The following is a 22143-nucleotide window of genomic DNA, read 5'->3' as shown; positions in this document are numbered from 1 at the left end:
TCATGTGCGCACTGTACGTTGACCGATGTGGAGGCCAATAACCCCGGCGAGCGCGCCGAGCTCATCGAATGGCTGCAGGGGCGGGGAATCGACCCGGAGCAGGCGGAGAACTCGTTTTCACCCATGCTGCTGGCGGCGCGGCGACTCATCGGCGACGACGGCAACTATGTCTCCACCCGGCAGATCGCCGAGAAGACCGGCCTGGACCTGGACACGGTTCAGCGCGTGCAGCGTGCGGTCGGACTGCCCACCGTCGACGACCCCGATGCCGAGGTGTATCTGCGTGCCGACGGCGACGTTGTGGGCCACACCGCGAAGTTCTTGGGGCTCGGCTTCGACACCGACCAGATCCTGGTCGCGACGCGCACCCTGGCCGAAGGTCTGTCCAACGCGGCGGAGATCATGCGCTCCACCGCGCTCGCGGTGGTGCTGAAGCCGAACGCGACCGAACTGGACATCGCGCAGGCCTCGGAACAGGTGGTTGGCGAGGTCGCACCGCTGCTGGCCCCGATGATCTCCGACATGCTGATGCTGCAGTTGCGCCACGCGATGGAGACCGAGGCCATCAGCGCCTCCGAACGTGCCGCCGGTGAGCCGCTGCCGGGCGCGCGCCGAATCGCCGTCGCCTTCGCTGATCTCGTGGGTTTCACCCGGCTGGGGGAGGAGACGCCACCCGAGGAACTCGAGCGCCTGGCGAACCGACTCGGTGAGATGGCCAGGGACGTCGCGCATCCGCCGGTGCGGTTCGTCAAGACCATCGGCGATGCGGTGATGCTGGTGTGCCCCGATCCGGTTCCGCTGCTGGAGGCGCTGCTCGAGCTTGCCGGCGCGGCGCAGGCTGACGCCGAGTTCCCGCGCCTGAGAATCGGTCTGGCATTCGGCGACGCCGTCAGCCGGGCCGGCGACTGGTTCGGCAGTCCGGTCAACCTGGCCAGCCGAGTCACAAGTGCCGCGAGGCCCGGATCGGTGCTGGTCGCCGAATCGGCACGCGAAATCATCGGCGATGCACCGGGTTTCGACTGGTCGTTCGTCGGCGCCAAGCATCTCAAGGGTTTCAAGGGCGAGACCAAGCTGTTCCGGGCCCGTCGAGCCCAGCACTAGCCGCCCTACTGCTGCGTGGGCACGGTGATGCCCTCCGAGGGTTGCACGATGACGAAACCCTGGCCGTGGAAGGCGACCTGCACGGCCTCGCCGGACCCGCGGCCGATCAGCGCGCCGGCCTTGAAGCTGGTCTTCAACTGCGTCTGAAGATTCGCCGACCAGGCCACCACGGCGTTGGTGTCGGCGAACGTCGGCGCCTCGGCGGCGTTGAGGACCACGGGCGGTCCGTCGGTGGTCAACGCGACCCAACCGGTGCCGCGCAGCGTGGTGTTGAACAGCCCACCGGTGACCATGCTGGCGCCCTTGACCCGTTCGATGTTCCAGTCGAGGCTCGACGAGAAGGCCAGCACGTTCTTGCCGCTGATGGACAGTCCAGAGTTGGTGAGGTTCAACAGGTGCACGTCGAACGAGCGGTCAGCCAGGAACACATCGCCCTGCCCCTGGCAGCGCATGAGCGGCAGGCCCTCGCCGGTGAACGCCTTCTTGAGGAACTTCGACGCGCCGCCACCCTCGAAGGCGAAGTCGACGTTGCCCTGATAGGCCACCATCGACCCCTGCCGGGCCATGAACGGTTCGCCGAGTCGGACTCGCAGGAGCTTGTTGTTCTGGTTGCCGATCGGTTTGGCCTCCTTCTCGCTGTACCGGCCGTCGACCAGGTCGCCGGTGATCCCGCTGAAGCCGTCACCGACCGGCGCCGCAGGGGCCTGCGCGCGGGCCGGTTGGGGCGGCGGGGCTCCCATCGGCACCTGCAGCACCTGCCCCTGATGCGTCACCTGGTCCGTCCAGTTCTGCCCGTCCCACCAGCGATGCTCGAATCGGCCCTCGGGATCGGGATGCCATTGCCCTGTCATGTGTCGCCCTCCCTCGACGCGTGCGTTGTCTGCGTTGTTCTGAGCCCACAGTAGGCAGGCATTGCCGATTGCACCGCGGCCCCGCATTCTTGGGGACATGGCTGGTAAGGAGATCGACCGGGCCCGGGCGCAGAGCGCACTGGCCGTCGTCAGGCAGCACCCGGGAATGGCGCTGTTCGTGGTGTCGCCGGCGATCATCGCCGTCGGCGTGGTGTGGTGGCTGGCCGGCACCGGATGGGCCGTCCTGCTGCTGATCGCTCTGGTGGCCGCGGGGGCGGCTGCTCTGCTGCTCAAGCGCTGATTCCAGCGTCGAGTGTTCGCCGGAGGAGAAAGCCGTGCCATCGGGGCTGTAACGGTGTAATCATGTAATTATGAAGAACCATCATTCCCACCGCGCCGTCCCGGATGCGGACGAGGCCGCCGACTGGTTCGCCGGTCGCCTGCCCGGAGCGTGGTTCGACGGCGATCCCGAGGTCACCGTCGACCGCGAGGAGATCACGGTCATCGGGCGTCTTCCGGACCCCGAGGGCGAGGAGAGCAGGGCCCGCGCGTCGGGTCGGGTGGCCCGGTTCCGGGAGGAGACTCGGTCCGAGCGCATGCGGATCGCCGACGAGGCCCAGGACCGGTTCGGTCGCAAGGTGTCCTGGGGCGTGACCGTCGGCACCGGCGACGGCGACGAGCGGATTCTGTTCACGCACATCGCCGTTCCGGTCATGACCCGGCTCAAACAGCCCGAGCGTCAAGTGCTCGACACCCTGGTCGATGCCGGCGTGGCACGCTCGCGCTCCGACGCTCTGGCGTGGTCGGTCAAGCTCGTCGGCCAGCACGCCGAGGAGTGGCTGACCAAGCTGCGCGAGGCCATGTCCGAGGTCGATGACCTGCGGGCGCAGGGCCCTGACGTCTGATCCGATGCCGAAGACCGGATTGTTGTACGTGTTTCGCGAGTGGGGTCGCCAATGACCCGGCCCTCGACGAAACCCGTCAGGCCTGCGTCATCTCCCAGTAGGTGCCCCGGCGCGCCAGCAGTTCGCTGTGCGTGCCCTGCTCGACGATCCGGCCATGCGAGACCACCAGGATCAGGTCGGCATCGCGGATCGTCGAAAGCCGGTGGGCGATGATGAAACTCGTGCGGTCGCGGCGAAGTTCGGCCATGGCCTGCGCGATCAGCAGTTCGGTCCTGGTGTCCACCGATGACGTGGCCTCGTCGAGCACCAGCAGCCGCGGCTGGGCCAGCACGGCCCGCGCGATCGTGATCAACTGCTTCTCGCCCGCGCTGATGCGGCCACTCTCGTCGCTGACCCAGGTGTCGTAACCGTCGGGCAGGGCGTGTACGAAGCGGTCGACGTAGGCCGCCCGAGCGGCTTCGATCACTTCGTCGCGGGTGGCGTCAGGTCGCCCGTAGGCGATGTTGTCGGCGATCGTCCCGCCGAACAGCCAGGTGTCCTGCAGCACCATGCCGATGCCTGCGCGCAGCGACTCGCGGGTGACCGTGGTGATGTCGACACCGTCGATGAGAATGCGCCCGGAGTCCACGTCGTAGAACCTCATCAGCAGGTTCACCAGGGTGGTCTTGCCCGCGCCGGTCTCCCCGACGATCGCCACGGTGCTGCCGGGTTCGGCCACCAGGGACAGGTCCTCGATCACCGGGTGGCCCTCGCGGTAGCTGAAGCTCACCCGGTCGAACACCACCCGCGGCGGGGATGCCGAGACCGGAAGCGTCGCCGCCGGATCCGGGGTGTGCTCTGGTTCGTCGAGGAAGTCGAACACGCGCTCGGCACTCGCAATGCCGGACTGCAGCGAGTTGTACATGCCGGCGATCTGGGTCAGCGGCTGGTTGAACTGGCGCACGTACTGGATGAACGCCTGGATGCTGCCCAGGGTGATCTGTCCGGTGGCCACCTGCAGGCCACCGAGCACCGCGACCGCGACGTAACTGAGGTTGCCGACGAACATCGTGGCGGGGGAGACCAGGCCGGAGAAGAACTGTGCGCCGAAGCTGGTGTGGAAGACCTCGCCGTTGAGCGCGGTGAACCGCTCCCTCGCGGCCTCCCGGTGGCCGAAGGTCTTGACGACGGTGAAACCGCTGTAGGTCTCCTCGATGTGGGCGTTCAGCCTGCCGGTGTTGCGCCACTGGGCGACGAACAGACGCTGTGAGCGACGGGTGATCACGCGCGTCACCCACAGCGTCAGCGGTACCGCCGCCACGGTGATCAGCGTGAGCAGGGGTGAGATGGTCAGCATCATCACCAACACCGCCACCACCGTCAGCACCGCCGACAGCAGTTGATTGATCGTGATCGTCAGCGAGGTCTGTACGTTGTCGACGTCATTGGTGACCCGCGACAGCAGTTCGCCGCGTTGCCGGGAGTCGAAATGCGACAACGGAAGTCGGTGGATCTTGTGTTCCACGTCGGCGCGCAGCGTCACCATGGTGCGCTGGACCGCGACGTTGAGCAGCCGTGCCTGGATCCAGACGAGCAGGGCCGCAACGAGATACAGCACGAGTGCCAGCAGCAGCGTGCGGGCCACCGCGCCGAAGTCGACACCCTGTCCGGGTGTGACGTTCATGCCGGACAGCAGGTCGGCAAAGGTCTGTTCACCGCGTGCGCGGGCCGCCTCGACGGCCTGCTCCCTGGTCAGGCCCGCGGGGAGCTCGCGTCCGATCACGCCGTTGAACAGCAGATCGGTGGCGTGCCCGAGGATTCGCGGGCCGATGACGCCGATCCCGATGCCCAGCACCGACAACACGATGACGGCGACTGTCAGTACGCGCTGCGGAATCAGCCGTCTGATCAGCCGCAGGGCCGCGGCGCGGAAATCGCGGGACCGCCGCGGTGGGCCCTGTTCCATTGCGCGCAGTCCACCGCGCAGCGGCCCGCTCACGACGGCTCACCCGCATCCGCGCCGACGGCCTGCGAGTCGGCGAACTCGCGGTAGGCGGGGCAGGCGGCCAGAAGGCTGTCGTGGCTGCCCACACCCACCACGCGACCGTCGTCGACGACGACGATCTGATCGGCGGTCATCACGGTGGAGATCCGTTGCGAGACCACGATGATCGTCGACCCGCCGGCGACCTCCCGCAGGTTTCGGCGCACCCGCGCGTCGGTGCGCACGTCCAGTGCGGACAGCGCGTCGTCGATCAGGTAGACCGCGGGGCGGCGGATGACGGCGCGGGCGATGGCCAACCGCTGCCGTTGCCCGCCCGAGAAGTTCGCGCCGCCTTGGGCCACCTTCATCTCCAGGCCCGCGGGGTCGGCGGCCACGAAGTCGTCGGCGGCCGCGACCCGCAGGGCCTCCCACATCTGCTCGTCGGTGGCGTCGGCCCGGCCGTACCGAAGGTTGTCGGCGACGGTTCCGGTGAACAGGTGGCCGCGCTGCGGCACCAGGCCGATGCGCGCCCACAGGTGTTCGGTGCGGTAGTCCCGCACGTCGACGTCGTCGAGGCGGACCGCTCCCGACGTCACGTCGTACAACCGGGCGATCAGCGCGATCAGCGTCGACTTGCCCGATCCCGTGCTGCCGACGACGGCGGTCGTGGTCCCGGGTGTCGCGGTGAACGAGACATCGTGCAGGACAGGTTGTTCGGCTCCGGGGTAGGCGAAGGTCACCTGGTCGACCGTGACGGTTCCGCGGGCGTCGCCGACCGGGCTCACCGGGTGATCGGGGTCGCTGACCGCGGGGTGGGTTGAGAGCACCTCACTGATCCGCTCCGCGCACACGGTCGCGCGCGGCAGCATGGCCAGGAAGATGGTGGCCATCAACACGGCCATCAGGATCTGCATGAAGTAGGACAGGAACGCGATCAGCGACCCGACCTGCACATGTCCGGCGTCGATGCGCAGGCCGCCGAACCAGATGAGGGCCACGCTCGAGATGTTGATCGTCAGCGTGGTGACGGGAAGCATGAGCGCCTGCCACTGGCCGGCCTCCAGGGCGGCCTGCGACAGGTCCTGATTGGCGGTGTCGAATCGGCGGATCTCGACGGTTTCGCGGGAGAACGCCCGGATGACCCGAATGCCGGTCAGCTGCTCACGCATGACCCGGTTGATGCCGTCGATGCGCTGCTGCATGGTGCGGAAGATCGGCAGCAGGTGCCTGATGATCCAGTAGTTGCCGAGCGCCAGCACCGGCACGCTGACGCCCAGCAGCCACGCCAGCCCGGCATCCTGATGCAACGCCATCGCCACGCCGCCGACGCACATGATGGGTGCGCTCACCAGCACCGTGAACGTCATCTGCACCAGCAGTTGAATCTGCTGGACGTCGTTGGTGGTGCGCGTCAACAGCGACGGCGCACCGAACCGGGCCCGCTCATGTTCGGAGAACGTGGTCACGTGCGTGAACATCGCCGCCCGAAGGTCACGGCCGAAACTCATGCCCGCCCGCGATCCGAAGTACACCGCCCCGACGGCGCACACCACCTGCACCGCCGTGACGGCCAGCATCACCGCGCCGAGATGGACGATTCTGTCGGTGTCGCCGACGGCGACGCCGTCATCGATGATCGCGGCGTTGATCGTCGGCAGATACAACGAGGCAAGACTGCTGACCACCTGAAGTGCCATCACGGCGGCCACCAGGTGCCGGTAGGGCTGCACGTACTGTCGCAGCAGCGCCCGGAGCATCTCGTAACTGTTGCACACCGGGCCATCGGGCTCACGCACCGACCCGGTTGGCGCGCGGGAGCGCAAAACAGCAGGTCATCGGGCGTGTCGGTGGTTGGTCCGGAATGCTGCCGCTACAGTGCAACCTGTGAGCAGGAGAGCATGGGCGACAGCCCTGGCGTTGGGCACGGCGTTGATCTCTGCGTTGGCGGGCTGCTCGAGCGACGAGCCGAGTCAGCCGCAGTCCGGGCCCGGTGGGCCCGCGCCGGCCGCGGATGTCCGGCACGGCCCCACCTTTCCCGAATGCGGCGGCGTGAGCGACGAGACCGTGGGCCAGTTGACTCAGGTGCCCGGACTGGTCAACACCGCCAAGACATCGGTGGGTTGCCAGTGGCTGGCCAACGGTGGCATCAGCGGACCGCACTTCTCCTTCACGTCGTTCCGGGGCAGCCCGATCGGCCGGGAGCGCAAGACCGAGGAACTGTCGCGGACGAGTGTCGAGGACATCAACATCGAGGGCCACGACGGCTTCATCGCCATCGGCACGGATCCGATGATGGGCGACAATCTGTGCGAGATCGGCATCCAGTTCGACGACGACTTCATCGAGTGGTCGGTGAGCTTTGCGTCCCAACCCTTCCCGGATCCGTGCGAAGTGGCCAAGGAACTGACCCGGCAATCGATTGTGAACGCGAAATGAGCAGCGCGATGCGGCGACTGATGGCCGGTGGCCTTGCCGGTGGGGTGGCGATCGCGGTACTGGCGGGCTGCGCGTCCACCGTGGACGGCACCGCGGTCAAGTCGGGGTCGGGCGCCGGCCCCCGCAACAACGACTCGCAGGAGACCTACCCGAACCTGCTCAAGGAATGCGACGTCTTGACCACCGACGTGCTGGCCAAGACGGTGGGCGCGGATCCCGCCGACATTCAGAGCACGTTCGTCGGCGCGGTGTGCCGCTGGCAGGCCGCCAATCCGGCGGGTCTGATCGACATCACCCGCTTCTGGTTCGAGCAGGGCAGCCTCGACAACGAGAAGAAGGTCGCGGGCGAACTGAATTACAAGGTGGAGAACCGGGCCATCGCCGGTGTGCCCTCGATCGTGATGCGCACCAACGACCCCAACGGCGCGTGTGGTGTGGCCAGTGATGCCGCGGGCGTCGTGGGCTGGTGGGTCAATCCGCAGGCGCCGGGGATCGACGCGTGCGGGCAGGCCGTCAAGCTCATGGAACTCACGCTCGCGACCAACTCCTAGCGGCGGCACGCAGACGAACCTGTCGCGCGTCAGCGCGGCACATAAAACGTCGTCAGCGCGGCCGTGCCCAGCTCAAGCTCGGCCCAGGGTGCGCCGAACCTCAGCACGGCCAGCGCCGATGTCGGGTACTTCATCGAGATGTGCTCGACCGCAGAGATGTTCGACTCCTGCGGGTCGGACAACCCGAGCGCAAGCTGTGACATCGTCGGTTCGTGGCCGACGACCAGCAGGGTGTGCGGGTCGAAACCGAACGTCGTGGTTGCGGCGTTGATCTCGGCGATCACCGCGCCGGGGGTCGCGCCGTACAGGCGCTCGGTGACGTGGGTGGGCGCCTCGATCCGCGTGCGGGCCAGCGTCTGCTGCGTGCGGGTGGCCGACGAGCACAACACGGCCTCCACTGCGGACTCCAGGCCGGCGCCGGAGCGCAGCCAGTCCCCGGCGAGGGCGGCCTCGCGCTCGCCGCGCGACGCCAGTGGACGGTCGTGGTCGGCGACCCCGTCCGGATAGTCGGATTTCGCATGTCGCAGCAGCACCAGGGTGCGTCGTGGGTCGCTCACACGGCCACGTTAGGACAACTTGTCGGTCCGCGGTCCTACACTCGCCACGACCGTTCAGAGCAGGTCTGAACGGCCAGGTCGGGAAGGGGCATGTCATGCGGTTCGTACACACGGCGGACTGGCAGCTGGGCATGACCCGTCACTTTCTGGAGGGTGAGGCGCAGCCCCGGTACTCGGCGGCGCGCCGGGATGCCGTCGCGGGCCTTCGAGACCTCGCGCAGTCCACCGGTGCGGAGTTCGTCGTCGTCGCGGGTGACGTCTTCGAGGACAATCACCTCGATCCCCGCGTGATCACGCAATCGCTGGAAGCCATGCGGGCCATCGGCATTCCGGTCTACCTGCTTCCCGGCAACCACGACCCGCTCGACGCCTCGTCGGTGTACACCAGCGCACTGTTCACCACGCAGTGCCCGGACAATGTCACGGTGCTGGATCGCGCGGGTGTCCATCAGGTGCGCCCGGGGGTGGAGATCGTGGCCGCGCCGTGGCGGTCCAAGCGCCCCACCACCGATCTGGTCGCCGAAGTGCTGTCCGGCCTGCCGTGCGACGACGTGACCCGCATCGTGGTCGCCCATGGCGGCGTCGATGTGCTCGACCCGGACCCCACCCGCCCGTCGTTGATCCGGCTGGCCGGCGTCCAGGACGCGATCGCCCGTGGCGCCGTCCACTATGTGGCCCTGGGGGACAAGCACTCTCGGACGGAGGTCGCCGAGAGGGTGTGGTACTCGGGGTCACCTGAGGTGACCAATTATGACGACATCGAGCCGGACCCGGGTCATGTCCTGCTGGTCGACATCGATGAGACCGACCCAGCCCGTCCGGTCACGGTCGAGGCGCGACGCGTGGGCCGCTGGCGGTTCGTCACGCTGCAGTTCCAGGTCGACAATCGCAGGGACATCGCCGATCTCGACATGAACCTCGATCTGATGACCGACAAGGACCGCACCGTGGTGCGGTTGATCCTGACCGGCGCTCTGTCGGTGACCGACCGTGCGGCACTGGACGACTGCTTGGACAGGTACTCCATGCTGTTCGGCTGGCTCGGACTGTGGGAGCGGCACAGCGATCTCGTGGTGGTGCCCGCCGACACGGAGTTCTCCGACATCGGCATCGGCGGATTCGCGGCGTCGGCCGTCGAGGAGTTGGTGGCCACCGCACGCTCGGGTGACCCGGTGAGCGCTCAGGACGCGCAGGCCGCACTGGGCCTGCTCCTTCGGTTGTCGGGAGGCCTGACCGCGGAGAGCGGTGCCGCATGAGACTGCACCGGCTCACCCTGACGAACTATCGCGGGATCGCCCACCGCGACATCGAATTCGCCGACCGCGGAGTGACTGTGGTGTGCGGTGCCAACGAGATCGGCAAGTCGTCGATGATCGAGGCGCTCGACCTGCTGCTGGAGTCCAAGGACCGCTCCACCAAGAAGGACGTCAAGCAGGTCAAGCCCACCCACGCCGATGTGGGGTCGGAGGTCACGGCCGAACTGAGCACCGGACCGTATCGGTTCGTCTACCGCAAACGCTTCCACAAGAAGTGTGAGACCGAGCTGACCGTCCTGGCCCCGGTGCGCGAGCAGTTGACCGGCGACGAGGCCCACGAGCGGGTGCGGACCATGCTTGCCGAGACCGTCGACACCGGACTGTGGCAGGCGCAACGGGTGCTGCAGGCCTCATCGACCTCGGCCGTGGACCTGTCCGGGTGTGACGCGCTGTCGCGTGCGCTCGACGTCGCCGCCAGCGACGCGTCCGCGACATCGGCCGGGTTGTCCGGGGGCGAGCCCCTGTTGTTGGACAAGATCGACGGTGAGTACGGGCGGTACTTCACCCCCACCGGACGACCGAAGGGGGAGTGGGCCGCCGCGATCGCCGCGTTGGAGGAGGCCGAGACCGAGGTGGCCCAGCGCACCGCCGAGGTTGCTGAGGTCGAGGAACGCGTCCGCGCCCACGCGACACTGTCTGAGGATCTCGCCGTCCTGACCGAGCAGGCCCAGGACGCCGCACGGCGCGTCGCCGAGGCCCAGGAGGCAGCCGAGGCGGTCGACGCGCTGACCGCGGAACTGCGGGCCGCGCAGAGCGAGGCCACGGCTGTGAGCGCCACCCGGGCCGCCGCCTCCGCTCTCCTGGAGGAGCGGAACCGGTTGTGCGCCGCGCTGATCGCACGGCAGGAGGCAGTCGACACCGCAGAGGCCGCGGCCGAGCAGGCCGCCGAGGCCGAGGCCACCAGTCGGGAGGTGGTCGAGGAGGTCGAGCAGGCCGCCGCCGCTGCCGAGCAACATGTCCAGGCCGTGCAGTCGCGGGCGCAGGCGGCGCGGCTGGTTGTCGATCGCTTGGCGCAGCGCGCCGAGGCCGATCGGCTCGCGGAACTGCTCACCCGTTACGACGCGGTGCGCGCCGAGCGTGAGCAGGTCAGCGCTGGTTTGGCACAGATCATGTTGACCGACAGTATGTTTCGGGACATCGAGACCGCTGCTGCGGCGGTTGAGCGGGCCCAGGTCCGCGCTGAGCACACCGCGGCCGCCATCGAGTTCACCGCCGACTCGGACCTCGAGTTGGCCGTGGGGTCCGAAATCATCACGCTGACGGCCGGCCAGTCGTGGTCGCTGAGCGCCGCCGAGGCGGCCGAGGTCGCGCTGCCCGGCGTCCTGCGCGTGCGGGTCAACCCGGCAGCGTCGGCGGTCGACACGCACGCGACGCTGGCCGCGGCCCAGGGGCATCTGTCCGACCTGCTGCGGGCCGCCGCGGTCGACGACGTCGAGTCGGCTCGCAGCACGCTGCGGCGCCGCCGTGAGTTGACCGCGCGCCGTGACCAGTTGACCGCGACGCTGACGGGAATCGTCGGCCACGACGACGTCGAGGACCTCCGGTCCCGGTGTGTTGCGCTGCAGGACACCGAGGACCTCGATGTCGATGCGGATGCTGCACGGGCCGAACTGACCGCGGCCGACGAGGCTCTGCGGGAGGCCACCACGGAGTGTGAACTGCAGCGTCGGCTGGCCACGGCAGCGGCCAAGCAGCTGGCCGAACGCACCAAGCAGGCCGCGGTGTGCGGTGACCGGCTGGCCGTGGCCCGCGAGGAGCTGGCCGCGACCGCCGGCCGGTTGGCCACCGCGCGCGCGGAGATGTCCGACGAGGAGGCCGCGGCGCGGGCCGCCGAAGCCGCGCAGTCCGCCGAGGCCGCGGAGCAGACGGTCGCGCAGGTCTCAGCCCGACTGGCCGCGCTGGGTCCTGAGCAGGTGCGGGCCGAGTTCACCCGGGTCCGGGGTGAGGCGGATGCGTTGTGCCGCAGGCGTGATGACGCCGCACGGGCGCTGCGTGACATCGAGGTCGAGCTTGCGGTGTTCGGCACCGAGGGCCGCACCGGCAAGCTCGACGCCGCCCAGATCAAGCGCGAACACGCGGTCGCGGCGTACACGCGCGTTCACCAGCGAGCGCGGGCCGTCCAGCTGCTGCGGTCGGTGATGCTGCGCCACCGTGACGACACCAGGCTGCGGTACGTCGAACCGTTCCGCGCGGAAGTGGAGCGGTTGGGCCGCACGGTGTTCGGTGAGACCTTTGAGGTCGAGGTCGACAGCGATCTGACCATCCGCAACCGCACCCTCAACGGGCGGACCGTGCCGTTCGAATCGCTGTCCGGCGGAGCCAAGGAACAGCTGGGCATCGTGGCGCGTCTGGCGGTCGCGGGCCTGGTCTCCGATGAGGACACCGTGCCCGTGGTCATCGACGATGCGCTGGGTTTCTCGGATCCGGATCGGCTGGCGAAGATGGGGGCGGTGTTCGACCAGGTGGGCGCGGACGGTCAGGTCATCGTCTTGACCTGCTCACCGGAGCGGTACTTCGGCGTGGCTGGCGCCCACCGCGTGCAGCTCACAGCCTGAGCCCCCGGGAATTTGCGGTGGCAGGTGCCTCGCGCGCTTTCGGCTGTTTGACACCCTGTCGACGGCAGGCCTAGCGTTTTCTCCACGCGCGAATGTGGCGAGTTCGGGGGGACATGCCATGCGGTACGGGGCCTATCTGCCAAACATGATGCACATCCCGGTGCTGACTCAGCCATGGGAATGGAACCTCACCGCGGCCGACGTCGTCCGGGTGCTGAGGCTGGCCGAGGGACTCGGCTTCGACTGCGGGGTGGTGCCGGAGCATTTCCTCGTCCCCACCGCCCACATCGAGAGTACGGGCGACCATTATTTCGACGCGACCACCGCACAGGCCTTTCTCGCGGGTGCGACCACGCGGATCAAGCTGCTGTCCTCGGTGACCATCCTGCCGCTGCATCACCCGGTGGTGATCGCCAAGGCCATCGCCACCCTGGACTGGTTCAGCAACGGCCGCTCCATCGTCGGTGTCGGAGTGGGATGGCTCAAAGACGAGTTCGACCTGCTCAGAGTGCCGTTCGACATACGCGGCCGGATGGCCGACGAGTACCTGGCCGCCATGTTCACGACCAACGACCCTCGGGCCAAGCCGGGACGCGATGCTCAGCAGATCATCGACAACTGCTCCCACCTCAAGGAGTTGGGCGTCACCGTGACCTCTGTGCTGCCGCCTCCACTGCCCGACTGCGAGGCGTACCTGGACTTCCTGCGCCGGCTGGCCGCCGACGTCCTGCCCGCGGTCGCCTAGCCCGCAGCGCCCCGCCGAAGCTGCTGGTTCGCAGCGAAATCCACTGGCTGGCCGCCCAGGTCGGGGTGGGCGTCTGATTGTCCACCTGCGAGCGACTCCTGGGCGAGCCCAGCCGTGACCTGTGGGGGGGGGGCGGGGGCCGGGGCGCCCCCCCCGGGGGGGGGGGGGGGGGGGGGGGGGGGGGGGGGGCGGGGGGGCCGGGGGGGCGGGGGGCCGCCCGCGGGGGGGGGGGGGGGGGGGGGGGGGGCGCCCCCGGGGGGGCCCGCCGGGGGGGGGGGGGGGGGGTTTTTGCCCCCCGCCCCCCCCCGCGGGGGGCCCCCCCGCGGTCCGTGGGGGGGGGCCCCGGCCCCGCCCACACCCCACCGTTGTCAGAAGTAGGCGTTGGCCGGGATCGGCGCGCCGTGCAGCAGGTTCTCGCCGATCACCCGAGCCTTGTAGGCGACCGGGTTGTGCAGCGTGATGGTGCGGATGTTGCGCCAGTGCCGATCGAGGTTGCGCTGCCGACTCGCCGCGCTCGCCCCGCCGAGTTCGAGCAGGCGCGTCGCAGCCTCGGGCGCGACGTCGTCGAGGTGCACCTTGACCTTGGCCACCTTCAGCTGCGCCTCCTGCGCGAGGTCGGCGTCGGGCAGGCCGTTGTCGTCGTAGGAGTCCGTCGCCGCGCCGATCGCATCGGCGGCATCGAGTACGGCCGCCCGCGCCACATACGCCGTGGCGGCCAGCTCACCGAGCAGCTTCTGGTAGAGCGGGTCGTCGACCGGGCGCTCGGTCAACGCATGGCTGAAACTGCGGGTCCGGGACCGCAGCAGCGCCGCACCGTCATCGACCACCGACGCCAGCACGCCCGCGACCACGGCATGGATGAACAACTGCAGCGATGCGTACTGCACCGACGGCTGTGGTTCGGCGTCATACGGGGTGTCGACCAGGACCTCGTCGGCCGCCACAGCGACGTTGTCGAACACCGTGGTGCCGGTGCCCGTACGGCGCTGGCCGAAGCCGTCCCAGTCGTCGATCAGGCGCACGCCCTCGCGGTCGGCGGGAACGATCACCGAGGCCACCGAATCGTGGTCGGTGGTGGTGGTCACGGTGAGGTAGTCCGAGAACAGCGTCCCGGTGCTGTAGAACTTCTCCCCGTTGAGCCGGAATCCGTCGCCGTCGGGCAGCAGTCGGGTGTTGAACACCAGGCTGCCGACGGCCAGGCTGCCCTTCTCGCTGAACGCGTTGGCGAACAGCTTGCCGTCGACCACCTCCTGCAGCCAGCGCTTCGACACCGCGTCGCCGGGGTCGGCCCGCAGCGCCCGCAGTCGCTCCTCGACGAACCAGAAGTGGGTACGGAAGATGTGCGCCACAATGGGGTCCGCCTGGGCGACATCGATCAGAGTTGAGAACAGTTGGCGCACAGAGTATCCGGGCCCCCCGTATTCGGCGGGCAGGCGAAGCGTGCCGAAGCCGGCGCGCTTGAGCGCGGCGACCTGGTCGAAGGGGTTCTCGTCGTTGAGGTCGCGGTCCTTGGCTCCTGCCGCGATGTCGGCCAGCAGGGCGGTGAATTCCTCGGTGCCGGGCAGAACGGTCTGCCGGATGGGTGCTTGGGTCATGTCTTGAGTTCTACCGAGCACGGTCACCGACGACACTGCTTTGGATCAGGGCGAACTGAACCGTCCCTGTGGGGGATGCTCAGCAACGCCGGGCACAATGTCAGACGATGAGTTTGAATCCGCTTCGCAAACGCGTCCACGAGAAACTGGCCTCGGCGCCGGGGGTGCGCGCAGTGCGTCGGCCGGTCACGCCGGAGGGCGCTGAGCAGTTCGATCTGCACTACGTGCGGTCCGGTCCGCTGTCGGCGAATCCGATCGTGATCATTCCCGGTGGGCCCGGTGTCGCCTCGATTCAGCTGTACCAGGCCACCCGGCGGCGCGCCGCTGCGGCGGGACTCGATGTCGTCATGGTCGAGCACCGCGGAGTCGGGCTGTCCCGGCACGACGACGCCGGCCAGGATCTGCCGCCCGAGGCGATCACCGTGACGCAGGTGGTCGACGACGTCGCCGCGGTGCTCGACGACCTCGGTGTCGAGCAGGCCGTGATCTACGGGACGTCGTACGGCAGCTACATCGCCGCCGGCGTCGGGGTGCGGCATCCACAGCGGGTCAAGGCGATGATCCTCGACTCGCCCGTGCTCTCCGCGCGGGACATCGAGGCGATCCGCGAGGCGATCCGCGGCCTGCTGCTCGAAGGTGAGGTGGAGGGCGCCGAGGAGCTGGCGGCCAAGGTGCGCCGCCTCGTCGACGACGGCACGATGGACGCCCTGTCCGGGGAGGTCGCGGCCACCGTCTACGCCCACGGCGGGGCCCCGCTGCTCAGCCGTCTGCTGGACCTGCTGCTGTCCGGGCACACGCTGCTGTGGCGGGCGATGACCCAGATCGGCAGGCTCTCGTTGGTGAAGGTGCCGTACCACAATGAGATCGACCTGGTGGGCCGCATCGCGTTCCGCGAACTCGACTACGCCGGCGTGCCCGACGGACTCCCGCTCGACCCCTCCGACGCACTGCTGGAGATGGCCGACCAGATACCCGGGCCCACACCGGAGTTCGAGGGTGAACCGTACGACCTGGTCTCCGAGATGCCGAGGTTCGACTGGCCGACGGTCGTGATCTCCGGTCAGCGCGATCTCACCACCCCGCCACCGGTGGCCGAACGCGTGGCAACCCTGATCCCCGGCGCGGTGCTGGTGCCGCTGGCAACCGCCGCCCACAGCGCCCTGGACAGCCGGGAGGCCGCAGCCCTGCGGATCGTCAAGGACCTTGTGCACGGCCGGGCCGAAGGCCTGCGAGCGCTGGCCGACGAACTGGACGCGCTGCCCGGCAATCAGTCGGTGCGCCTGCTGGTCTGGGCCGTCGGCATCGCGGCGGCCCTTGAGTCCAGGCTGCCGGGGCGCGCCCCTACTTCATGAAGCCGATCGCGGTGTACTTCAGGTCGCCGATGCCCGCCGGGCCGTAGTTCGCCAGGTTCTTGCGGACCGCGACGTTCCCGGCCGACTGGAACAGCGGCAGGCTGAACGTCACGTCCCAGATCGCCTTGTCCAGCTCGTTGGCCAGGTCGCGCGCCTTGGCCGGGTCCAGTTCGGACAGTGTCTGTTCGATCTTCGCGTCGATCTCCGGACTGCCGATCCTGCCGTAGTTGCTCTCGCCTTCGGCGGCGTAGATCTGGGTCAGTCCGGAGAGCGGGAAAGCGTCGCCGCCCCAGGCGAACTGGACGATGTCGAAGTTGCCCGGCGTGACGAAGTCCTTGAACAGGGAGCCGCCCGCGGCGGGAACCAACTCCAGGTTGACGCCGATCTGGGCCAGGTTGTTCTGCGCGATCTGGGCGATCTGGCGCGTGCTCTTTCCGTCGTAGAACACATCGCGGATCTTCAGCTGCTTACCGTCCTTCTCGCGGAACTGACCGTTCTGCCGCCAGCCCAGTTCGTCGAGTTCCCGCTTGGCCGCTTCGGCGTCGAACGGCGTGCTGTTGTCCTGGTAGCCCTCCTGCCCAGCCACGAAGATGTGGTTGTTGAGTGGCACCGGGTTGTTGACCAGGCCGCGCTGCGACACCGTCGTGATGGCCTGGCGGTCAATGCCCTTGGCGATCGCGGCCCGCAGCTTGGGATCACTGAGCAGCGACCCGGGCGCGCCGTTGAACGTCATGTGGTACCAGCTGTTGGCGGGCGCACGGCGGATGGACAGATCGGGGGTGCGGCGTGCGATCGTCAGTTCGTCCAGCGACGCCATACCGGCGGCGTCGAGCGAGTTGTTCTGCAGAGCCGGGACGACGGCGGCGTCGTCGAGCACGGTGTAGGTGATGGAGTCCAGCACCGGTTGTTCGCCCCACCACTTCGGGTTGCGGCTCAACGTGATCCGCTGCTGGGTCCGGTCCACATTGGTGACCATGAACGGTCCCGCCGAGGGGCCCGGGCCGTTGAGGAAGCCCTTGTTGAACGCCTCGGGGGTGCTCGTCATCGACTTCGGGTAGAGCATGCTGTTGCCGGCGAACATGCCCTTCCAGTCGGCGTAGTGCTTGGCGAAGGTCACCACGGCCTGCCGGTCGTCGACGCCCTTGGTCACGGACTCGACACGCTCGCTGCCGTTGGGGGCGGCGAACTGGTAGGCCGGGTCCTTGCCGCTGGTGGCGTGGATCTGCGCCGCGATGTCCTCCCAGGTGATGGGCGTGCCATCGGTCCAGACCGCTTTCGGGTTGATCGTGTAGGTGACCACCTGCGGGTCGGTCTTGGTCAATTCGACGTTGGTGAAGTAGTCGGTGTTGACCGTCGTCTCCCCGTCGGGGGCGATGAAGAACGCGCGCGGAAGGGTCGGCTTGTACATCGAGTTGACCTCGCCGAGGTTGCCGTCGATGTGCAGGTTGTTGAAGTTCGACGGGAACCCCGACAGCGCCAGTCGCAGGTTGCCGCCCTGGCGCAGGGTCGCCGGGTCCTGCGGGTTGATGTCGGCGGTCGCGCCCACCTCGGCGTCGCCCCCGGCCGCGGGAACGTCCTCATCGGGGGTGGAGCAGCCCGAAAGCAGCAGGCCAGCGCACAGCAGGGCCGCGGTGATGCGTCGCAACGTCATGCCGACCGATGCTATAGCCAGCGACGGTCACCGGTGGGGACCCTCGCCAGGCCAGCGCGGTTCTCAGGCCATTTCAGCCCGGGGTACGGCGGCCAGCAGCCTGCGGGTGTAGTCGTGCTGCGGGTTGCCGAACACCGCGTCGGCGGGTCCCTCCTCGACGATGCCGCCCTTGAACATGACCGCGACCTCGTGCGCCAGATGCTTGACCACCGACAGGTCATGCGAGACGAACAGGTAGGACAGCCCGAACCGGTCCTGCAGGTCCAGCAGCAGGTTGAGGATGCCGGCCTGAATCGACACGTCGAGCGCCGACACCGGTTCGTCGAGCGCCAGGATCTTGGGTTGGGTGGCCAGCGCACGGGCGATGCCGATCCTCTGCTTCTGCCCGCCCGAGAACTCGGCGGGGTAGCGGCTGGCGTCGGAGCGGCTCAACCCGACCAGCGTCAACAGTTCAGCGACCCGGTCCTGGGTGTCCGATCTGTTGAAACCGTTGGCCTGCAGCGGTTCTGCCAGCACCTCCGAGACCGGCAGCCGGGGGTCCAGTGAGGCGACCGGATCCTGGAAGACGACCTGAAGGTCACGTCGCAGCGCGCGCCGCCCGGTCCTGTCGAGCGTGGCGACATCGGTCCCGAGCACCTCGATCGTGCCCGACTGCGGCGCGCGCAGCTCGAGGATCTCGTGCAGCGTCGTGGATTTACCCGATCCCGACTCGCCGACGATCGCCAGCGTCCGGCCGCGGGGCACCTCGAAGCTGATGCCGTCCACGGCGCGGACCTCACCGATGTGCCTGCGGAACACCACCCCCTTGGTCAGCGCGAAGGTCTTCACCAGATCGCGCACCCGAACGGCCGGGGTGTCCTCGCTCGACGGCGCGCGCACGGCCTCCGGTGCGGTGGCCACGCCGTAGATCTCGGCCGCACTGCGGCCGGCGACGTCGTCCGGGCGGATGCAGGCCGCGCGGTGGTCGGGTCCGACCTCGACGAGCGGTGGTTCGGCGTCGCGGCAGGCGTCGATCACCAGTGGGCAGCGCGGCGCGAAAGGGCAGCCACCGGGCAGATTGGCCAACGACGGCGGCGTCCCGGGGATCGGCACCAGTCGTGTGCCCTGCGGGGCGTCCAGACGCGGTACTGAACCCAACAGGCCTGCGGTGTAGGGCATTCGGCGATCCTGATACAGCGGACCGACCGGGGCGGTCTCGACCGCCCGCCCGGCGTACATCACCACCGCGCGGTCGGCGAACTCGGCGACCACACCCAGGTCATGGGTGATGATCAGCACCCCGGCGCCGGTGACGTCGCGTGCGGTCTTGAGCACCTCGAGGATCTGCGCCTGCACCGTGACGTCGAGTGCGGTGGTGGGTTCATCGCAGATCAGCAGGTCCGGGTCGTTGGCGATCGCGATCGCGATGACCACGCGTTGGCGTTCACCGCCGGAAAGTTCGTGGGGGAACGCTCGGGCCCGGCGTTCGGGTTGGGCGATGCCGACCAGGTCCAGCAGTTCGACTGCGCGACGGCGCGCGGCGGCCTTGGTGGTGCCGGGGTTGTGGACGGTGATGGCCTCAGCGATCTGATCGCAGACGGGGAAGACCGGCGTCAACGCCGACATCGGGTCCTGAAACACCGTGCCGATGGCCTTCCCGCGCACCTGTGACAGCGCGGCGTCGCTGCGGCCCAGCAGTTCCTGGCCCTGCAGCCGGACCGAACCGGTGACGTCGGCGTACTCGGGCAGCAGACCGATGATCGACATCGCGGTGGCGGATTTGCCCGATCCGGATTCGCCCACGACGGCCACCACCTCGCGGGGTGCGACGGTCAGGTCGACGCCGCGCACCGCATGGACGTCGGGGCCGTCGGTGGGGAAGGTGACCGAAAGGCCGTTCACCTCCAGCAGTGCGGTCATCGGCGTCCTCGTCCCCGCCGCAGGGCGCCGGACCCGGGATCGACGGCATCACGCATCCCGTCGCCGATCAGGTTGGCGCAGAACACGATCGTGACCAGGACACCGGCGGGGAACAGGAACACCCACGGGAAGGTCAGCACCGAGGCGGTGCCGTCGGCGATGAGCGTGCCCAGCGAGACGTCGGGTGGCTGCACGCCGAAGCCCAGGAAGCTCAGTCCGGTCTCGGCCAGGATCGCCAGGCCGACGTTGAGCGTGGCGTCGATGATCAGGATCGAGGCCACGTTGGGCAGGATGTGCCGCGTGATGATCCGCCTGCTGGGCACGCCCATATACCGTGCCGCCCGGACGAATTCGCGTTCTCGCAGGCTCATGGTCATGCCGCGCACCATGCGTGAACTGATCATCCAGCTGAACACCGACAGCAGCACGATCAGGGCCACGACACTGCCGGCCTCTTTGACCCGGGGCGTCATGATCGCGATCAGGATGAAGCTCGGCACCACGAGCAGCAGGTCGACGATCCACATCAGGACGCCGTCGCGCCAGCCCCCGAAGTAACCCGCCACCGCGCCCGCCGCGGCCGCGATCACAGTCGAGATCAGCGCCACGCACACGCCGATCAGCATCGACTTCTGCATGCCGCGCAGCGTCATCGCGAACAGGTCCTGACCCAGCGCGTTGGTGCCGAACCAGTGGCTCGGGCTCGGTGGATGCTGCAGCGCGTAGTAGTCCAGGTCGGTGTAGGACCAGGGGAGCAGTGGCGGCAGGACCCAGCAGGCGACGAACATCAGGATCAGCACAACCAGTGAGATCACGGCCGGGCGATTGCGCAGGAACCGGCGCAGCACCAGTGTGCGCCGAGAACTGAACGCGGCCGCCGAGATTTCGCCCTTGACATTGACGGGTTCGGTCACTGCACACGCACCCTGGGGTCGAGGACGGCGTAGATGACGTCGGAGAGCAGCCCGGCCAGCAGCACCACCGCACCGGAGAAGACCGTCACCGCCGCGATCACATTGGTGTCCTGGTTGGAGATTCCCTGCACGACCCATTCGCCCATGCCGTGCCAGCCGAAGATCTTCTCGACGAACACCGCGCCGGTGACCAGGCCGCTGACGCCGTAGGCGAACAGGGTGGCCATCGGAATCAGTGCGGTGCGCAGGCCGTGCTTGAACAACGCCTGGCGACGGGTCAACCCCTTGGCCCGCGCGGTGCGGATGAAGTCCTGACCCAGCACGTCGAGCATGGCGTTGCGCTGGTAGCGGCTGTAGCCGGCGAAGGCCCCCAACGCCAGCGTCGCGGTCGGCAGCACCAGGTGCTGCAGGCGGTCGACGAACTGGTTCCACGCCCCGCCGACGGCGTCGGGCGAGGTCTCACCGGTGTACTCGAAGACCTGCGCGCCCAGGACCGAGTTTCCGTACAGCCCGACCAGGATCAGCAGGCTCGCGATCACGAACGTCGGCATGCTGAGCACCAACAGGGCCAGCACCGTGATGACCCGGTCCGACACCCGGTACTGCCGCACCGCGCTCCAGGCGCCCGCCACCACACCGAGCACCGCGCCGAACACCACGCCGATGAACACCAGGCGCAGGCTCACCCCGATCCGCCGCCACAGTTCGTCGGACACCGGTTGACCACCGACCGTGACACCGAAGTCGCCCTGCACCGCGCCGGTCACCCAGTTGAGGTAGCGGACGGGGATGGGCTGATCGAGGCCCAGTTCAGCGGCCTTCGCCGCGATGACGGCGTCCGACGGCCGGGGATTGCGCTGCATGAGGCTGTCGAGGGGGTTGAACGACACCGAGGCCAGGCAGTACGTCAGGAACGACGCGATGGCCAGCAGCACCGCGTACTTGAGCAGGCGACGCAGGAGGAACCGCGTCATCCGTGGGTCCGCCCTCGCTGCATTCGCACAGCGTAGGAGATCGGGCCCGGGTTGCACGCCTGCGCCGCGTGGGCGGGTCTTGGATCAGCGTGATCGAAGATCTTGTGTTCCGCCTCGCACTTGCCTAGCCTTCGCCCGGATTAAGGAGGCTCAATGTCTGTCACCGATGAATACCTGGCCAACAACGCGAAGTACGCCGAAACGTTCTCCGGCCCGTTGCCGCTGCCGCCGAGCAGGCACGTCGCCGTGGTGGCGTGCATGGACGCGCGTCTGGACGTGTACCGGATCCTCGGACTCGCCGACGGTGAGGCGCACGTCATCCGCAATGCGGGTGGCGTGGTCACCGATGACGAGATCCGCTCGCTGGCCATCAGCCAGCGACTGCTGGGGACCAGGGAGATCATCCTGATCCACCACACCGACTGCGGCATGCTCACGTTCACCGACGACGAGTTCAAACGGGCGATCCAGGACGAGACCGGCCTGAAGCCCGAGTGGGCCGCCGAGGCCTTCCCCGATGTCGAGGAGGATGTGCGGCAGTCGCTGCGCCGGATCGAGGCCAGCCCGTTCGTCACCAAGCACGAGTCGCTGCGCGGGTTCGTCTTCGACGTCGCCACCGGCAAGCTCAACGAGGTCACCCTCTAGCCTTCTGCGACTTCGGCGGGGGGGGGGGGGGGGGGGGGGGGGGGGGCCCCCCCCCCCCGGGGGGGGGGGGGGGGGGGGGGGGGGGGGGGGGGGGGGGGGGGGGGGGGGGGGGGGGGGGGGGGGGGGGGGGGGG

Annotated in this window: 19 protein-coding genes; 10 read left to right on the top strand and 9 right to left on the bottom strand. The window is 68.7% G+C overall.

From position 1 onward, the window contains the following. Nucleotides 1–27: 27 nt before the first annotated feature. Nucleotides 28–1101, top strand: a complete 1074-nt coding sequence (locus A5727_RS05195; RefSeq protein ID WP_231991959.1) for an adenylate/guanylate cyclase domain-containing protein — start codon at nt 28–30, stop codon at nt 1099–1101. Between the two features lie 5 nt (nt 1102–1106). Here A5727_RS05195 and A5727_RS05190 read toward each other — a convergent pair whose 3' ends face one another. After that, a complete protein-coding gene (locus A5727_RS05190) occupies nt 1107–1952 on the bottom strand; it encodes an AIM24 family protein (protein ID WP_068245643.1) in 846 nt (281 codons plus the stop codon). A gap of 97 nt (nt 1953–2049) precedes the next feature. On the opposite strand from A5727_RS05190, the gene A5727_RS05185 reads away from it, so the two are divergent. Then, a complete protein-coding gene (locus A5727_RS05185; protein WP_068245640.1) occupies nt 2050–2253 on the top strand; it encodes a hypothetical protein in 204 nt (67 codons plus the stop codon). Nucleotides 2254–2323: 70 nt separating this feature from the next. Beyond that, nucleotides 2324–2857 carry an ATP-binding transcription factor AbmR gene (gene abmR / locus A5727_RS05180; protein ID WP_068245637.1) on the top strand — a complete coding sequence of 178 codons (534 nt, stop codon included), beginning with the start codon at nt 2324–2326 and terminating at the stop codon, nt 2855–2857. A gap of 76 nt (nt 2858–2933) precedes the next feature. On the opposite strand, the gene A5727_RS05175 is transcribed toward abmR, so the two are convergent. Together A5727_RS05175 and A5727_RS05170 are read right to left on the bottom strand one after the other, a co-directional pair. Next, on the bottom strand, nt 2934–4802 hold the full coding sequence (locus tag A5727_RS05175) for an ABC transporter ATP-binding protein (RefSeq protein WP_197507595.1): 1869 nt from the start codon (nt 4800–4802) through the stop codon (nt 2934–2936). A 29-nt stretch (nt 4803–4831) separates the two neighbouring features. After that, entirely contained in the window at nt 4832–6577 is a 1746-nt protein-coding gene (locus A5727_RS05170) for an ABC transporter ATP-binding protein (RefSeq protein WP_068245833.1), read from the bottom strand. Nucleotides 6578–6704: 127 nt separating this feature from the next. On the opposite strand from A5727_RS05170, the gene A5727_RS05165 reads away from it, so the two are divergent. After that, a complete protein-coding gene (locus A5727_RS05165) occupies nt 6705–7256 on the top strand; it encodes a DUF3558 domain-containing protein (RefSeq protein ID WP_068245632.1) in 552 nt (183 codons plus the stop codon). Between the two features lie 8 nt (nt 7257–7264). Continuing rightward, nucleotides 7265–7807, top strand: coding sequence for a DUF3558 domain-containing protein (locus tag A5727_RS05160; protein ID WP_068245830.1), 543 nt, complete (start codon nt 7265–7267; stop codon nt 7805–7807). A 29-nt stretch (nt 7808–7836) separates the two neighbouring features. Here A5727_RS05160 and A5727_RS05155 read toward each other — a convergent pair whose 3' ends face one another. Continuing rightward, on the bottom strand, nt 7837–8364 hold the full coding sequence (locus A5727_RS05155; protein WP_157521230.1) for a SixA phosphatase family protein: 528 nt from the start codon (nt 8362–8364) through the stop codon (nt 7837–7839). 95 nt (nt 8365–8459) lie between these two features. On the opposite strand from A5727_RS05155, the gene A5727_RS05150 reads away from it, so the two are divergent. From A5727_RS05150 to A5727_RS05140, 3 genes are all read left to right on the top strand, one after another. Next, nucleotides 8460–9620 (top strand): metallophosphoesterase family protein, encoded by a 1161-nt coding sequence (locus A5727_RS05150; protein ID WP_068245629.1) that lies wholly within the window; start codon nt 8460–8462, stop codon nt 9618–9620. Then, nucleotides 9617–12235: an AAA family ATPase gene (locus tag A5727_RS05145; protein WP_068245615.1), complete on the top strand. Its 2619-nt coding sequence runs from the start codon at nt 9617–9619 to the stop codon at nt 12233–12235. The genes A5727_RS05150 and A5727_RS05145 overlap by 4 nt, the downstream gene beginning before the upstream one ends. A gap of 118 nt (nt 12236–12353) precedes the next feature. Further along, entirely contained in the window at nt 12354–12980 is a 627-nt protein-coding gene (locus A5727_RS05140) for an LLM class flavin-dependent oxidoreductase (RefSeq protein ID WP_068245611.1), read from the top strand. Nucleotides 12981–13348: 368 nt separating this feature from the next. Here the strand turns inward: A5727_RS05140 and A5727_RS05135 are convergent, their stop codons facing one another. Then, complete coding sequence (locus A5727_RS05135; protein ID WP_068245606.1) at nt 13349–14575, bottom strand: acyl-CoA dehydrogenase family protein; 1227 nt, start codon at nt 14573–14575, stop codon at nt 13349–13351. A gap of 107 nt (nt 14576–14682) precedes the next feature. Between A5727_RS05135 and A5727_RS05130 the strand changes: the two genes are divergently transcribed. Further along, on the top strand, nt 14683–15927 hold the full coding sequence (locus tag A5727_RS05130) for an alpha/beta hydrolase (protein WP_068245605.1): 1245 nt from the start codon (nt 14683–14685) through the stop codon (nt 15925–15927). Here A5727_RS05130 and A5727_RS05125 read toward each other — a convergent pair. The 4 genes from A5727_RS05125 to A5727_RS05110 form a co-directional block, all read right to left on the bottom strand. Next, complete coding sequence (locus tag A5727_RS05125) at nt 15917–17578, bottom strand: ABC transporter family substrate-binding protein (RefSeq protein WP_068245601.1); 1662 nt, start codon at nt 17576–17578, stop codon at nt 15917–15919. The genes A5727_RS05130 and A5727_RS05125 overlap by 11 nt on opposite strands. Nucleotides 17579–17641: 63 nt before the next feature. Next, entirely contained in the window at nt 17642–19477 is a 1836-nt protein-coding gene (locus tag A5727_RS05120; protein WP_068245598.1) for a dipeptide ABC transporter ATP-binding protein, read from the bottom strand. Further along, on the bottom strand, nt 19474–20361 hold the full coding sequence (locus A5727_RS05115; RefSeq protein WP_197507594.1) for an ABC transporter permease: 888 nt from the start codon (nt 20359–20361) through the stop codon (nt 19474–19476). The genes A5727_RS05120 and A5727_RS05115 overlap by 4 nt, the downstream gene beginning before the upstream one ends. A 26-nt stretch (nt 20362–20387) precedes the next feature. Beyond that, on the bottom strand, nt 20388–21365 hold the full coding sequence (locus A5727_RS05110; protein ID WP_068245595.1) for an ABC transporter permease: 978 nt from the start codon (nt 21363–21365) through the stop codon (nt 20388–20390). A 153-nt stretch (nt 21366–21518) separates the two neighbouring features. On the opposite strand from A5727_RS05110, the gene A5727_RS05105 reads away from it, so the two are divergent. Then, entirely contained in the window at nt 21519–22010 is a 492-nt protein-coding gene (locus tag A5727_RS05105) for a beta-class carbonic anhydrase (protein ID WP_068245584.1), read from the top strand. Nucleotides 22011–22143 lie beyond the last annotated feature (133 nt).

The organism is Mycobacterium sp. ACS4331, from assembly GCF_001667265.1.
Lineage (GTDB): Bacteria > Actinomycetota > Actinomycetes > Mycobacteriales > Mycobacteriaceae > Mycobacterium.
This window is presented reverse-complemented; position numbering and strand designations above follow the sequence as displayed.

Coding starts and splice junctions, on each gene's coding strand:
- A5727_RS05190 (WP_068245643.1), bottom strand. CDS start 1,952: ATGACAGGGCAATGGCATCCCGATCCCGAGGGCCGATTCGAGCATCGC.
- A5727_RS05185 (WP_068245640.1), top strand. CDS start 2,050: ATGGCTGGTAAGGAGATCGACCGGGCCCGGGCGCAGAGCGCACTGGCC.
- abmR (WP_068245637.1), top strand. CDS start 2,324: ATGAAGAACCATCATTCCCACCGCGCCGTCCCGGATGCGGACGAGGCC.
- A5727_RS05175 (WP_197507595.1), bottom strand. CDS start 4,802: ATGGAACAGGGCCCACCGCGGCGGTCCCGCGATTTCCGCGCCGCGGCC.
- A5727_RS05170 (WP_068245833.1), bottom strand. CDS start 6,577: ATGCTCCGGGCGCTGCTGCGACAGTACGTGCAGCCCTACCGGCACCTG.
- A5727_RS05160 (WP_068245830.1), top strand. CDS start 7,265: ATGCGGCGACTGATGGCCGGTGGCCTTGCCGGTGGGGTGGCGATCGCG.
- A5727_RS05150 (WP_068245629.1), top strand. CDS start 8,460: ATGCGGTTCGTACACACGGCGGACTGGCAGCTGGGCATGACCCGTCAC.
- A5727_RS05145 (WP_068245615.1), top strand. CDS start 9,617: ATGAGACTGCACCGGCTCACCCTGACGAACTATCGCGGGATCGCCCAC.
- A5727_RS05140 (WP_068245611.1), top strand. CDS start 12,354: ATGCGGTACGGGGCCTATCTGCCAAACATGATGCACATCCCGGTGCTG.
- A5727_RS05135 (WP_068245606.1), bottom strand. CDS start 14,575: ATGACCCAAGCACCCATCCGGCAGACCGTTCTGCCCGGCACCGAGGAA.
- A5727_RS05130 (WP_068245605.1), top strand. CDS start 14,683: ATGAGTTTGAATCCGCTTCGCAAACGCGTCCACGAGAAACTGGCCTCG.
- A5727_RS05125 (WP_068245601.1), bottom strand. CDS start 17,578: ATGACGTTGCGACGCATCACCGCGGCCCTGCTGTGCGCTGGCCTGCTG.
- A5727_RS05120 (WP_068245598.1), bottom strand. CDS start 19,477: ATGACCGCACTGCTGGAGGTGAACGGCCTTTCGGTCACCTTCCCCACC.
- A5727_RS05110 (WP_068245595.1), bottom strand. CDS start 21,365: ATGACGCGGTTCCTCCTGCGTCGCCTGCTCAAGTACGCGGTGCTGCTG.
- A5727_RS05105 (WP_068245584.1), top strand. CDS start 21,519: ATGTCTGTCACCGATGAATACCTGGCCAACAACGCGAAGTACGCCGAA.